The organism is Streptomyces sp. NP-1717 (genome assembly GCF_022695985.1).
Classification (GTDB): Bacteria; Actinomycetota; Actinomycetes; order Streptomycetales; family Streptomycetaceae; genus Streptomyces.
Genome location: NZ_JAAPBF010000053.1, coordinates 23,128 through 36,808 on the forward strand (window position 1 = coordinate 23,128; position 13,681 = coordinate 36,808).

Genomic DNA, 13,681 nt, shown 5'->3' on the forward strand with positions numbered 1-13,681 from the left:
CGGACGCCCGTCATGTGCGATCGTGCGCGCCATGACAGCCTTCCGGGAACACCTGCGGCGAGCCGGTGAGCGGGCACTGGAGGCGCTTCCGGTGCCGCTCAGGGAGGAGATCTATGTGATCTCCTTCCGGATCTGGCGCCACGACTCGCTGAACTGGCGCCACCCGTACCTCGCGATCGGTTACAACACCGAGAGCGAGGTACGGCGCGTACTGGCGGCGGGCGGCACGGGCACCGACCCGGGCGAGGTGCGGTGGAGCTACGCGTACTGGCCGCTGGACGAGACGACGGGCATCCTCGGCCACGGTCCCGAACCGGGCGACGATCCCGTGGGGGCCGCCCTGCACCTCGCCGAGATCAAGGAACTCGGCCTCTGGTACCCCGATCCCGGTGACGACACGGACGAGGACGACGAGGAGGACGAGGAGCGGGAGGCCCGGGACGATCTCCTGATCGCCCACTTCGACGACGCCTGCGTCGCCCTCGCCCGCCATCTGCACACGAGCGGCAAGCTCACGGAAGTCCTCGGGCGCCCCGTACCGGTCCTGCCGTTCGACATGTACCGGGCCGAGGACCTGGACCGGCTCGCCGAGGCGGCCAACCCGCCCGAGGTGATCGCCGGCTACCTGGCCTGGGCGGGGGCGCAGGAGAGGTGAATGCCTCCGTGGCTCGGAACGTGCACGAAACCCAGAACGTGCAGGGGCGGGCTCAGAACGTGTACGGGCTCACGCCCCGCGCCTTCAGCTCCGCCCGCACCTCGGCCCCGTCGGGGACGTGCCGCGTGACGTACTCGTTCAGAATCGCGTGCGTGAGCCCGCCGATCTCCAGCAACGGGGCGAACGAGGACAGCTTGGTGGTCGAGGAGAGCCGGAAGTCCACCTTGGTCAGGGCGGGCAGCCCGGCGAGCGCCGAGATGTCGAGCAGCCCGAGCGAGTACGCCTTCACGGACTCGATCGACGTGCTGCCGGTCAGGAAGCCGAAGTCCGGCCACTGCTGATACGCGTACTCCAGCTCGCGGAGCGCCTTCATCCCGCCCATCGGCGGGGCCTTCAGCCGGTCGCACGACTCGATCTTGATCTTGCGCAGGGTGGGTGAGTCCGCGAGGACGTCCAGGGACTCCAGTTGCCTCACGCCTTCCAGCCGCAGTTCGTCCAGCGGCGCCCGGCCGGCCAGTCCGTCCACGTCGTGCAGGACGTCGCACCCGAAGATCTGGACGTGCCGGAGCCTGGGCAGGTCTCCCACGCGGCCGAGACCGGCGAGCGAGGGGCAGTGGCGTACGTCGAGAATCCGCAGGTCGGGCAGGTCCGGCGCGTTGCCGAGCGTACGGATCGTACGGAACCGGTCGATCAACAGCACCCGCAGACTGGGCAGTTCCGGCAGGAAGCCGAGGTCCGGTCCGCCGTGGATGTTGGTGAGGAACAGACGGCGCGGGGCGGGGGCACCCGCCAGCGACGAGAAGTCGCTCAGCGCGGTGCAGTCGGTGACCCTGAGCAGATCGAGTCCGGTCAGTGCCTCGACCCCGGCGACCGAGGTGAGCCGTTCGCAGTCGGCGATTTCCAAGGTCCGCAGACCGGGCAGGCCCGAGATCGCGCGCAGGTCGTGGAGTTCGGAGCACTCGGTGAGGACCAGTTCGGTGACGTCCGGATGGTGGCCGAGGCCGTCGAGCGACTTCAGGCGGCGGAGCTTGTCCATACGCAGGACGCTCAGAGCCGGCATCGCGTCGATGCCCTTGAGGGTGGTGAGATGGGCGCAACTGGTGAGGTCCAGCTCGGTGACGGCGTCGACGTCCGTCAGGGCGGACAGGTCCTTGATGCCCGTCCAGCCCAGGTCGAGCGTGGCGAGCCGGCGCAGACCGCTGAGCGGGCGGAGGTCGCGCAGGCCCCGGCATCCCTGGAGACTGAGTGATTCCAGGCCGGGCAGTGCGGCCCCGAGGCCGGAGACCGACGCGACGCCCGTCATGCTCAGGTCGAGCCGGCGCAGCGTGCGCAGCCCGAGCAAGGGGCCGATGTCCTTCACTTTGCGGCAGCGGTGCAGTCGCAGGCTCTCCAGTGCGGTGAGCCCGGCGAGCGGCCCCAGATCGTCGAGGCCCGAACAGCCGCCCAGATCAAGGCTGGTGAGCCGGGTGAAGTCGGCGAGCGGCGTGAGATCGGTGAGTTCGGCGCAGCGGTCCAGACGCAGTGTGCGCAGGAGGGGGGCGAGATGCCGCAGGCCCTCCGGGACGGTCTTGCTGACCTTGAGGTCGGTGCGGTTCTCGCGCGCGTAGGCGGGGGCGAGGAGCAGTTCGGCGAAGCCGTCGGGGTCGGCGGCCTTGGGCCAGAGCTTCAGGAGCGTGCCGGTGGTCGGCTGCCCGACGGCGGCGAAACGCGCGGCGAGCGCGAGCGCCCGGGCGGGGTCGAGGGGCGGTGCGCCGTCGGCCCGGACGAGGAGTTCCTGTACGGCCTTCCGGGCGCGCGGGGCCTTGGCGGTGGCCAGCAGGGCGCGCAGGGCGTCGAGTTCGTCCGCGCCGTCGGTGGGGTCGTCCGTCCGGGAGGTGGTCATGGCATCGGAGGATAGGCGCCGGGTCGGACAGTGCCCGAGATCGGCCCCGAGAACCGGCTCAGGCGCCGACGTCGAACGAGCGCAGCCACAGCTCCAGCGTGAGCACCAGCCACAACTTGCCCCCCTGGCGCGGCAGCAGCGTCCCCTCCCTCCGCAGCCACGACCGGATCGTGTCCTCGCGGAACAGGCCCCGGGCGCGCGCCGACCTGCCGAGCAGCAGGTCGTGGCCCAGCTCGCGCAGCGGGCCGTCCAGCCACTGCTGGACCGGCACCCGCATCCCGCTCTTGGGCCGGTCCACGATCGTCGGCGGCAGCAGGTCCCGTACCGCCTCCTTGAGGATCCACTTCTCGTCCGTACCGGCGAGCTTCAGCCGGGCCGGCACCCGGAAGGCGTGGTCGACGACCGCGCGGTCGAACAGCGGCGCCCGGCCCTCCAGCCCCTGGGAGGCGGTGATGCGCTCCACCTTGGTGAGGATGTGGTGGGCGCCCTTGGTACGCAGGTTGGTGTGCAGCAACTGGTTGAGCAGACCGGTCATCCGGCCCTGCGTCAGATACGGCGCCAGCAGCTCCGTGACGGGTGGCGCCTGCGCCAGTTCGGCGAGCACACCGGGCGTCAGCAGCACCGGCAGGTCGGCGTGGCACTTGCGGTACGAGTCCACGTAGGCCCGCGCCCTGGAGTCCACGCCCGCCTCTTCGCGGTGCAGTTCGTGGATCAGCATCGGCAGGTTCTTGGGGCCGCCGAAGACCGGGTCCCCGCCCTCCCCGTTGAGCACCACACTCATGCCGTCCGCCGCGACGGCCTCGGCGAGCATCAGGTTGGGGACGGTGAGCGGGTCGCCGACCGGGCTGTCCAGCAGCGCGACGGTCTCCGGGAGGCGCGCGGCGACCGCCTCGCCCGGCACGGTGAGGACCTGGTGCTCGGTGTGGCAGTGGGCGGCGACCAGTCCGGAGTAGGCGAGTTCGTTCGGGGCGTCGTGGCCGAAGCTGATCGAGTACGACCGGACGGCCTGGTCGTGCAGCTTGGCGGCGAGCGCGGTGACCAGGCTGCTGTCCACACCGCCGGAGAGCAGGACGCCGACCGGTTCGGCGGCGGGCAGCCGCCGGGCGGTGGCCGACTCCAGCAACTCGCGCAGCTCGCGGGCGTGTTCGGCGGCCGGGCGCTCGTCGGTCACCTCGGCCGGCTCCCAGTACGTCTCCTCCACCGTGGAACCGTCGGGCCTCAGCCGTACGCACCGCCCCGGCAGCACCTCGTGGATGCCGCGCAACAGGGTCTCCCTGCCCGGGAGATACGCGAACGTGAGGAACGACCGGACCGCCGGCAGATGCAGTCCGGTCTCCAGCGCGGGGTGGCGCTGGAGCGCCCGCAGGGAGGTGGAGGCGGCCCACGCGGCACGTTCGCCCGTGCCGGTGCGGGCGTGGAAGAGGGTGCGGGCACCCATGTGGTCGCGTACGAGGACGAGTTCGTCGCCCTCGGCGATGGCGAGGGCGAACATGCCGTCGGCGCCGGCCAGTCCGGCGGTGCCGAACCTGACGTAGGCGCGCAGGAGCAGCTCACCGTCGGAGCAGTCGCCGGGGAGGCCGTCCGCGCCGAGCCGGGCGCGGAGTTCGGGCGCGTTGTGGAGTGTGACCTCGCCGATCGCGTACACGTCGCCCACCCGGTACGGCCCCGCCGCGGCGCCGGGCCCGTCGAGCAGGCCGAGCGCGTGACGCCCCGCCCGCGTCGGTACGGGACGGCCGCCCATGGCCGCCACCTGCCCGGCGGGGTCGTCGGCGGTCAGACACGCACACCAGCGGGACATCGCGTCCCCCTCTCTCTTCCGCTCTTCCGTGATTCCCGGCCCAGCCGAACGGCGCGGCCGGACCGGCCGCCCCCGCTCAGCCGAAGTCGTCGTCCGTGTCCGAGGAGTCGTCCCAGTCCCCGTAGCCGGGGTCGCCGGTGGCCCCGCCGTCGCCGCCGCCCGACGCACTCGCCTCGGCCTGCCGGCGCAGTTCCTCCTCCTCTTCCGGGGAGAGGAAGGCGGGCGGCATGGTCAGCCCGCCGACGACGGCACCGGCGGTCACCGCGCCCAGGACCGTGCCCAGCCGACCGCCGAACGACGTCCGGTTCACCGTCAGTACCCCGTCGCTCCACAGCGTCCGGCCGTAGCCGGCCTCCCTGCCGTAGATGGGCGGGCGCCCGTTGGCGTACACGCGCTTGACGATCCGCCGTCCCAGCAGCTCGTCCGTACCCGAACCCCCGCGCTCGTCCCGCCACCGCACGATCCTGCGGCCCCCGCCGCCGTCCGCGCTGCGCCACTCCTGACCGCCGTCCGAGTAGCGCCGGTGGACCGTCCGGTCGGCGAGCAGTTCGTCGGTGTAGGTGATCTCCCGCCTCTGCGGCTGCGGCACTGCGGTTCCTCTCATGCGGTGGGCCAGCTCAGGAAACCCGCCCGGCGTACCTGACGAAGCTCGGTCAACTGCGAGCGCGGCGTGCGTACTTCCCGTACGAGACGGTGCACCGTACGGAGAAGTGACGCCGGGTTCACGGCGGCGACCTCCACGAATCTGCCGCGCCGCAGCCAGTCGCGCTCCCGGCGACCGAGCTCGAACGCGAGTCCCTGACCAGGCCCCTGACCGGCGCCGGGCCCCCGGCCCGTACCGGAACCGGCTGTGTGGAACGCGGCCGGAACGGCGGCGTACGCCGGACCGCGGCCGTGTACGAGGTGCAGTGCCCCCGCCTGCCGGGGCCGTAGTCCCAGGGGGACGACCCGTACCCCGTCCGGTACGTCGACGGACCGGGCGAACCGCGCGGGGAAGGTGAGTCCACGCGCGCTCGCGTCGTGCAGGAGATAGACGGTCGCCCGCTCCGCAAGCGAGAGCATTCTCAGCACCCCTTCCTCAAGGGGCAGTTCACCGGCTCCGTAGACCGGGCACGCCGACTCCATCGGCACCCCGTTGGCCCGCAGCATGGCGGCGATGTCGTCCGACTCGCACACCAGCAGCCTCGGCAGGCCGTAGTCGAACAGGTCGGGTTCCGGAGTGTGCCGTCCGGCCGCCTGCCGGGGCTTGGGCACGACGGGCGGCAGCAGGCCGTTCACCGAGCCGGGACCGCGGCGGCGCAGCGCGGCCAGGTACGCGTCATACGTCAGCGCGGGGGCCGAGGTGAACTGCGCACGCCGGGGAGCCCGGTGCCACGGCATCAGCACCCGGCACACCTCGTAGTACAACTGCCTTTCGGTGAAGCGCAGTTGCCCCGGTTCGGCGGCCTTCTCGGCGGCGGTCCGCAGCACACGGTCGAGGATCGCGTCCGTGACGGGCCTCGCACGCCCCGGCTGCTCCGCCTGTCCCGGGTCTCTCATGACGCCGTCGGCCAGGTGAGGAATCCGACCCGCTGCGCGTGGCCCCGGTCGGGGTCGGCCAGCCCCTCCGCACGGTCCACCGCCCGCGCGACCACGGCCAGCAGCTTCACCGGCGGTACGGCCGCGAGCGGGGACCACCAGCCACGGGTCAGCCAGTCGGCCTCCGCAGCGGTCAGCGCCGACGACGACGAGCGGATGGCGTCCAGGTCCCCACGAGCCAGCGGCTTTCGCAGCCGTACGGCGTTGTCCTTGTCCATCACGGTGCGCGGCAGCATCCCGGCCACCACCGCGCGTTCACCGAGCGCGGCCCTGGCCGCGGAGGCGAAGGCGAGTCCCGCCGGACTGGCGTCGTGCAGCACTATCCCCACCACACCCGCCCCGTCCGCCCCGGTCGAGCGGGTGGAGCCGGTCGAGTCGGTCGAGCCGGTCGAGCCGGTCGAGCCGGTGGATATGTTCCCGAGCTGATCCATCGACTGCGCCAGCGCGACCGAGTGGGTCGTGTGCACGCCGTTCAGGGCGAGGCAGGCCAGCACCGCGGCGTCCGGACAGAGGAGGACCAGCCTCGGCGTGCCGTCGTCGGGCCGCACGGGGAACGGGACGCTCCCCTCGTCGCCGAGCCCGATCGGCCGGCTGTGGACGGCGGTCCAGCGGTCGATGACCGAGGTCCGGAAGCGGTCGAGCGACATCGGCACATTGACCGTGCCGGTCCGCTTCGCGCGCCGGGAACCGCGCACCGTCAGCAGGAGAGCCAACGCCAGGAGCGACATGCCCACCACGACGGCGGGGCGCACCACTTCCGGGTCGAACCCGGAGGCGCCGCTGACAACCAGCAGGATGAAGGACGTCAGGACGACGAGGAAGGCGGCGACACATCCGTACGCCACGCCCCCCTTGGGTGTGCGGTTGCGCGCGGCCGCGTACCAGAGCTGGGTGGGCGTGTAGCGCAGCCGTCCGCCGTCGCTGAGCTTCGCGATGAGCTTGCGCATCCGGATGTCGTGCAGCCGGAGGGCGTTCTCCTTCGGTTCGAGAGCGAACGCCCGCTTGCAGTTCGGACAGGTCCCACGGCCTCGCTCTCGGTAGCGAAGGTCTTTCGCACAGTGCGGGCAGATCACGGCGGCCCCCTCCAACTGCCCCGACAAGCGCATGGTTTCGTTATGCCGACCGGACAGATCCTAGTCGACGGAGCTTGATTCACATGTCCAATTCCCATACAAGAATGAAACACGAGGCGAACGCGGAGAACGAGGTCCACGACGTCGCCGAATTCACGGACGCGGCGAGAAATGTCGTCACGCCTGTCCTGCAACTCCCCGAAGGCATCGCCCTGGCCGTGGTGAACGCCTTCGCCAAGATCGTGCGGGACGCGAAGAGAAGCGAATCAGCAACGACGCCGGACGGTGACGGGATAACGCGTTTCCAGACTTTCGAGGAGGGCGACGTCTATATGCTCGAAGCGCCCTTCGACGACTTCTTCGCCGATCGCTATCTGATGGATTTCTACAATGTGGAGGAGCGCGGCGTCTGTTCGCGTATGCATATGCACACCGGGCTGCGGTTCGTGCGGATGATGACGGGCCCGGAGACGCGGATCCGGGTGAGCAGCCTCTCCCCGTTCCGGGTCACCGGTGTCACCGGAGTGACTCCCTTCGCGTTGCGCTCCTTCGAGGACACGCTGCCCGACACCCCGCCCGGTGTGGTCCGGACGCGGTACAACCTGGTCGTGCCGCCGTGCTCCTTCGTGGACATGCAGATCCCGCGCGGGGTGAGCCACCAGTTCAACGCCGTCGGCGAGCACGCCGTGATCGATTCCGTGCACCCCGAGGAGTCCGTGGAGACATTCCGCGAAAAGATGTCCGGATTCAAGATGATGGCGCAGACGGTTTTCCTCGCGGACGAACTCCCCGCGTCGGACACCTGCGCGGATCTCCCCACCTGAGAGGACGGCGGTTACGCGTCGTCCCCGGAGGTCGTGGAGAGCCGGCGCAGCCATTCCGTCATCAGTGCCATTTCCGCGGTACTGAGCCCCGACTCCGCCGACCCTCCCAGCAGTACGTTCAACTGGGCAGCCGCCGCAGGCAGTTGCGTCCTGGCCACGGCCCGCGCGGCGCTGTCCGCCATCACCTCCGGGGTGAAGACGGTGGCGTGCACGGAGTCACGGACCCGCCGGGAGGTGTCCCTGTCGGTGAAGGTGGAGGGACGCGCGACGAGCATCAGCGCAACCCCGACGTTGGCCGACATGACGACCTGGGCCGCTGCCTCGGGCGCCAGCCGCAACTTGCCGTCCGCCGCCGCCCGCCGCAGATCCCTGGTGAGGATCTCGTGGGACTCCAGCGCCGCCGCCGGGGGTGTGCGCATCGCGGGGGAGTACATCAGCCGGTACAGGTTCGGGTTGTCCAGCGCGAACTCCACATGGCTGTCCCAGCCCTTGCGCAGATCCTCTATCGGATCGTCCTCCGGAGCGCGCCGCCGTTTGGTCTCCAGATACTTGTCGAAGCCGTAGTCCACGACGGCGGACAGCAGCCCTTCCTTGTCCCCGAAGTACCGGTAGAGCGCCGGGGCACCCACCTGCGCGGCGTCGCAGACGGCCCGGGTGGAGACATCGCCGTTGGGCGACTCGGCGACCAGCCGCGCCGCGACTTCCAGGATCCGCGCTCGTGTGCTCATGGCGGACGACCGTATCAAGGCCCCCGTAGCGCTGTTACGCATGCGGCGGAGCCGAACGACCGGCGGCGGAACCGGCCCCCGTCGTCATCACGACGGTTTTCGCGGTGTCACTCATGACAGGACTCCTCGTTCGATCGCGGGACGTGGTGGACGTCGTGGGCATCGCGGACGGCACGCAGGACGCCGGTGCGCGGCGCCGGGCACGCGACGTCAGATGATGCCGCCGTTGGCGCGCAGCACCTGGCCGTTGACCCAGCGGGCAGGTCCGGCGAGGAAGGACACGACCTCGGCTATGTCCTCCGGGCGCCCCAGCCTCTCCAACGGCGGCTGCGCGGCGAGCTTCGCGACGGTCTCCTCGTCCTTGCCGTCCAGGAACAGGGCCGTGGCGGTCGGTCCGGGCGCGACCGTGTTGACCGTGATGTCACGGCCACGCAGCTCCCTGGCCAGGATCAGGGTCATCGCCTCGACGGCGCCCTTGGACGCCGCGTACGCCGTGTATCCCGGGAAGGCCAGCCCCAGCACCGAGCTGGAGAAGTTGATGATCGCCCCGCCGCTCCGCAGCCGGCGCGCGGCCTGCTGGTCGACCACGAACGTCCCGCGGATGTTGGTGCGGTGCATACGGTCCAGCGCGTCCAGCTCCGTATCGACCAGGGGCGTCACCGACATGACGCCCGCCGCGTGCACGAGCACGTCGACGCCGCCGTAGGCCTCCTCCGCCGCGTCGAAGAGCGCGGAGACCGCGACCTCGTCGGCCACGTCGGCGCGGAAGGACATGGCCGTCCCGCCCGCGTCGGTGATGGCGGACACCGCCGCCTCCGCCTCGGTCCGATTCCCCGCGTAGTTGACGACGACGGCGTGTCCGTCCGCCGCCAGGCGCTCCGCGCTCTGACGGCCGATCCCTCGGGACCCTCCGGTGACGATCACCACGCGACGCGCTGTGCTCGGCCGCTCGCTCATGACGCTGCTCCCTCCATCGACGGGATCTCGGCCGGGAGCGCGATTCCCGCCCCCCGACAACAACAACGCTAACATGTTCGAGTTAGCAACGCTACCCTGATCCGTAACATCGCTACGCCTCCCGGCTCGGGAGCCGACGGAGTGATTCGAAAAAAAATCCCGCGAGCTGTAGAGAACCTGTCGTCGGCTCCGACGTCCCCTGTGAGAGTCGCCCACAAGGGGTGGCCACGAAGCGGTCGGCGGACAGCCGGCAGCTGAGGACAGAAGGAGCACGTCATGAAGTATCTGGTGATGGTCCAGGGCTCGCAGGCCGACTACGACGCGATGAACGGCAAGCCGTCCGAGCACAGCGCGGCCTGGAGCGAGAAGGACATGCAGGCGATGTTCGCCTTCATGGGGGAGATCAACAACGATCTCGCCGAGTCCGGCGAACTGGTGGACGCGAACGGTCTGAGCGCCCCCTCCCAGACCCGTTTCGTCAGCGCGGACAAGGACGGGAAGCCGGTGATCACGGACGGGCCGTACGGCGAGACGAAGGAACTCCTCGCCGGCTACTGGGTGCTCGACTGCGCCAGCCTGGAGCGGGTCACCGAGATCGCCGCCCGTGTCGCGACGTGCCCCCAGCCCGAGGGCGTCCCGGTGTATCCGGTGGTCATCCGGCCCATCCCGGACGGTCCGGGCGTCGATGGCTGAGACACCGTGCGCGCCCCGGCACGACGGGGTGTAATACGCGGTGTGAACGACGGTACGAAGAACGGTCCGGGCCCACCGGACGGCCCCGCCACGACCGAGGACCTGCTGCGCCTCCACGCGCCGCAGGTCCTCGGCGCGCTCGTCCGCCGCTACGGCCACTTCGACCTCGCCGACGACGCCGTACAGGAAGCCTTCATCGCCGCCGCCCGGCAGTGGCCGGCCTCCGGGCCGCCCGACAACCCCCGCGGCTGGCTGATCAAGACCGCCTCCCGCCGGCTCGTGGACCAGCTCCGCAGCGAGGAGGCGCGGCGCAGACGCGAGGAGAGCGCCGCCGCGCTGACCCCCAGGGACGCCTTCACCGCGCCGCCGCCCGGCGAGAGCCGCGCCCCCTCCGAGGACGACACCCTCACCCTCCTCTTCCTCTGCTGCCATCCCGAACTGCCCGCCGCCGGCCGTACCGCGCTCACCCTGCGCGCCGTCGGAGGACTGACCACCGCCGAGATCGCCCGCGCGCACCTGATGCCCGAGGCGACGATGGCGCAGCGCATCAGCAGGGCGAAGCAGAAGATCAAGGGTGTGCCCTTCCGGCAGCCGGGTCCGGAGGACCGCGACCGCCGGCTCGCCACCGTGCTCCAGGTGCTCTATCTGATCTTCAACGAGGGCCATACGGCGACCTCCGGCAGCCAGTTGCACCGCGCCGACCTCGCGCAGGAGGCGATCCGGCTGACCCGGGCGGTACGGCGGCTGCTGCCTGCGGAGGGCGCGGTGACCGGCCTGCTCGCGCTGATGCTGCTCACGGAGGCGCGGAGCGCGGCGCGTACGGGACCGCACGGCGAACTCGTTCCGCTGGACGAACAGGACCGCACCCGCTGGGACCGCGCCGCGATCGCCGAAGGCACGGCGCTGGTCGAGGAGTCGCTGTCCCAAGGACCGGCCGGTCCCTACCAGTTGCAGGCGGCGATCGCCGCGCTGCACGACGAGGCGGCGAGCGCCGAGGAGACCGACTGGCTCCAGATCGTGGCGCTGTACGACGAGTTGGTACGCCGCGCCCCCGGGCCCGAGCCGATGGCCGAGCTGAGCAGGGCGGTGGCCGTCGCGATGGCGCACGGTCCGGAGGCCGGGCTGGCGGAACTCAAGGGTCTTGAGAAGGAGCTGTCGGGAAACCACCGGCTCGACGCGGTGCGGGCGCATCTGCTGGAGAAGGCGGGCGACAAGGAAGGGGCGCTGGCCGCCTACCGGTCGGCGGCCGACCGCACCCTCAGCGTGCCCGAGAGCCGCTATCTGATGATGCGGGCGGCCCGCCTGCGCGGCTGACCCGCGGGTGTCGGTGAATCAGCGACCCAGCCGGTCAGCCGGTCAGGCTGCCGACCGTCCCCAGCTGCTTCCACTCGCCCTTCTCACGGACGTCGATCCACACCGGCCGGCTCACCGCTTGGTGGTCCTTGAAGCGGTACCGGCCCAGCAGCCCCTCGACGTCGACGCCGCCCACGGCCTCCCGGAGCGAGGCCCGCGCCACCGCTGGATCGGTGTCCGTCGTCCCGTCCGGTTCCGGCAGGGCCCCGTCGTCCATCACCTTCCCGATCCCGGCGGCGAGCACGAGCGCGCCGTCGTACAGCTCGACCCCACCGCGCGCCGCGAACATCTTCCGCAGCGGGGCCGGACTCGCGCAGACCTTCGGGAACAGCTCGCAGTCGGCCTTCGGCTGCCGCTCGTCGTGGAAGGACCGGAAGCGCAGCGTGCCGTCCGGCACCAACTCGTCCTCCTTGTCGGTGTATTCGTGATCCTCCACGGTGTCGCAGGACGCCTCGTAGTCCTCCTGCACGACCATCAACTGCCCGGACTTCTCCAGGGCGTCGACCCAGCCCTCGCGTTGCCGGGCGTTGGGCAGGGTGACGGTGTCCGGCCGCTGCTCGCCGACATCCCGGGCGACGTCCTCCTCGTCCATCTCCTCGGGGTAGCCCACGGACTCGACCGCGTCGATTCCCGCCTCGCGCAGCCCGTGCCCGAGCGTGCGGCGGTGCGGATCGTCCTCCGCGATGATGTCGTCGTCCCAGTTGAAGTCGGAGCCGACGATCACCTTCTTCACGCCGTACGCGCCCGTCAGATAGCGCCCTTCCTGCCTGCCCATGTCGAACTTCGACGGCATCGTGCCGAAGGCGAAGTCCGGGCCCGAGCTTCCGTTGCAGGTGTCGACGGCGGCCATGTCCCGGTCGAACTCCGTCTCGACGCCGTCGACGCTGTTGACATCACCGACCAGCGCGATCATCCCCGGATACTTCTTCAGCATCTCGGTCGCCGGGGTCTCCCGGTCGTCCTTGACCGGGACGACGCGCACCGGCAGCTTCTCGCCCGACGCGCGCGCGGCGTCCTTGAACGCGGCCTCGACGATCGCCGCGCGCTCCTCGCCGTGCCGCTCGTCGACGGACCAGTCGTACGGGACGCCGACGACGTACTGGTCCGCCACCGCCGCACTGGGCCCGTCGGCCGGCGCGGACCCGCCGGACGAGGACGAGGACGAGGACGAGGAGATCGCGAACCCGGTCGGTATCCCGAGCACGACGAGCGCCACGGCGGCCCCGACGAGGGCGTTGCGCGGACGGCGCCGTACGGGTCCCGGAGACGGCGGAGGGGTGGAGACCTTCGCGACGACGCGCGGACGAGGGGCGGGAGCGGGGGTGATCCGGGCGGGCACCGGCGGTCGTGCGTCCTCGGGCTCCGGCGCGCCCGTCACCCCGGCCTCGGCCCCCGCCACCGCCTTCTCCGCCTCGGCCTTCGGCTCATCGCCGGGCACGTCCCCCGCCGATTCCACGAGCGACGAGCGCACCAACTCCATCGCCTTGCGCGCCGCTCGCGCGTCCGACGGCCGGTCGTCCGGGTCCTTGGCCATCAGCGAGAGGATCAACCGGTCCATTTCGGGCCCGAGTTCGGCCCGCGCGCGACTCGGCCGCAGCGGCTCGTCGTTCAGGTGGTTGTACATGATCCCGGCGGCGTGACCGACGAACGGCGGTCGCCCGACGAGGAGTTCGTACAGGACGCACCCCAGCGCGTAGAGGTCCGTGCGCCCGTCGCCGTTCCGCTGCTGAAAGCGCTCGGGCGCCATGTACAGCACGCTGCCGAACGGCGCCTGCCCGGTCTGGGTGAGCTGCGGATCGCCGGACCGGGCCTCGGTGTACTTGGCGATGCCGAAGTCCACTACCTTGGCGACGCCCTCGCCGGTGACCATGATGTTGGCCGGCTTGATGTCGCGGTGCACGATGCCCGCCGCGTGCGCGACCTCCAGCCCCCGGCACACGTCGATGCTCCAGCCGAGCGCGTCCGCGACGGTCGCGCGCCCGCTCCCGGCGAGGACGTCGTGCAGCGTACGGCCGTCCACCAGCGCCATCACCAGGTACGGGCTGTCGCCGTCCGTACCGTGATCGTGTACGGCGACGATGTGCGGGCTGTCCAGTGAGGCCACGGCCCGCGCCTCCCGCCGGAACCGCGCCAGCTGCTC

Annotated in this window: 12 protein-coding genes; 4 read left to right on the plus strand and 8 right to left on the minus strand. The window is 71.2% G+C overall.

Annotation, left to right across the window (positions count from 1 at the left end; translation table 11 throughout):
* Nucleotides 1-31 precede the first annotated feature (31 nt).
* Nucleotides 32-655 (plus strand): hypothetical protein, encoded by a 624-nt coding sequence (locus GXP76_RS14175; protein WP_242571873.1) that lies wholly within the window; start codon nt 32-34, stop codon nt 653-655.
* 52 nt (nt 656-707) lie between these two features.
* Here GXP76_RS14175 and GXP76_RS14180 read toward each other — a convergent pair whose 3' ends face one another.
* The 5 genes from GXP76_RS14180 to GXP76_RS14200 all read right to left on the minus strand — a co-directional run bounded on the left by GXP76_RS14180 (nt 708) and on the right by GXP76_RS14200 (nt 6,860).
* A complete protein-coding gene (locus tag GXP76_RS14180; RefSeq protein ID WP_242571874.1) occupies nt 708-2,537 on the minus strand; it encodes a leucine-rich repeat domain-containing protein in 1,830 nt (609 codons plus the stop codon).
* A gap of 58 nt (nt 2,538-2,595) precedes the next feature.
* Nucleotides 2,596-4,335 (minus strand): asparagine synthetase B, encoded by a 1,740-nt coding sequence (locus GXP76_RS14185; protein WP_242571875.1) that lies wholly within the window; start codon nt 4,333-4,335, stop codon nt 2,596-2,598.
* A gap of 76 nt (nt 4,336-4,411) precedes the next feature.
* Nucleotides 4,412-4,924, minus strand: a complete 513-nt coding sequence (locus tag GXP76_RS14190; RefSeq protein WP_242571876.1) for a hypothetical protein — start codon at nt 4,922-4,924, stop codon at nt 4,412-4,414.
* Nucleotides 4,925-4,935: 11 nt separating this feature from the next.
* Nucleotides 4,936-5,874, minus strand: a complete 939-nt coding sequence (locus GXP76_RS14195; RefSeq protein WP_242571877.1) for a hypothetical protein — start codon at nt 5,872-5,874, stop codon at nt 4,936-4,938.
* On the minus strand, nt 5,871-6,860 hold the full coding sequence (locus GXP76_RS14200) for a hypothetical protein (protein WP_242571878.1): 990 nt from the start codon (nt 6,858-6,860) through the stop codon (nt 5,871-5,873). The genes GXP76_RS14195 and GXP76_RS14200 overlap by 4 nt, the downstream gene beginning before the upstream one ends.
* 230 nt (nt 6,861-7,090) lie before the next feature.
* Between GXP76_RS14200 and GXP76_RS14205 the strand changes: the two genes are divergently transcribed.
* Complete coding sequence (locus GXP76_RS14205; RefSeq protein WP_242571879.1) at nt 7,091-7,810, plus strand: hypothetical protein; 720 nt, start codon at nt 7,091-7,093, stop codon at nt 7,808-7,810.
* Between the two features lie 11 nt (nt 7,811-7,821).
* On the opposite strand, the gene GXP76_RS14210 is transcribed toward GXP76_RS14205, so the two are convergent.
* Nucleotides 7,822-8,538, minus strand: a complete 717-nt coding sequence (locus tag GXP76_RS14210) for a TetR/AcrR family transcriptional regulator (RefSeq protein WP_242571880.1) — start codon at nt 8,536-8,538, stop codon at nt 7,822-7,824.
* A gap of 210 nt (nt 8,539-8,748) precedes the next feature.
* Entirely contained in the window at nt 8,749-9,495 is a 747-nt protein-coding gene (locus GXP76_RS14215; RefSeq protein WP_242571881.1) for an SDR family oxidoreductase, read from the minus strand.
* 276 nt (nt 9,496-9,771) lie between these two features.
* On the opposite strand from GXP76_RS14215, the gene GXP76_RS14220 reads away from it, so the two are divergent.
* Together GXP76_RS14220 and GXP76_RS14225 are read left to right on the plus strand one after the other, a co-directional pair.
* Nucleotides 9,772-10,188: a YciI family protein gene (locus tag GXP76_RS14220; RefSeq protein WP_242571882.1), complete on the plus strand. Its 417-nt coding sequence runs from the start codon at nt 9,772-9,774 to the stop codon at nt 10,186-10,188.
* Between the two features lie 42 nt (nt 10,189-10,230).
* Nucleotides 10,231-11,502: an RNA polymerase sigma factor gene (locus GXP76_RS14225; protein ID WP_242571883.1), complete on the plus strand. Its 1,272-nt coding sequence runs from the start codon at nt 10,231-10,233 to the stop codon at nt 11,500-11,502.
* Between the two features lie 34 nt (nt 11,503-11,536).
* Here the strand turns inward: GXP76_RS14225 and GXP76_RS14230 are convergent.
* The coding region (locus GXP76_RS14230; protein ID WP_242571884.1) for a protein kinase at nt 11,537-13,681 on the minus strand (2,145 nt) is incomplete at its 5' end.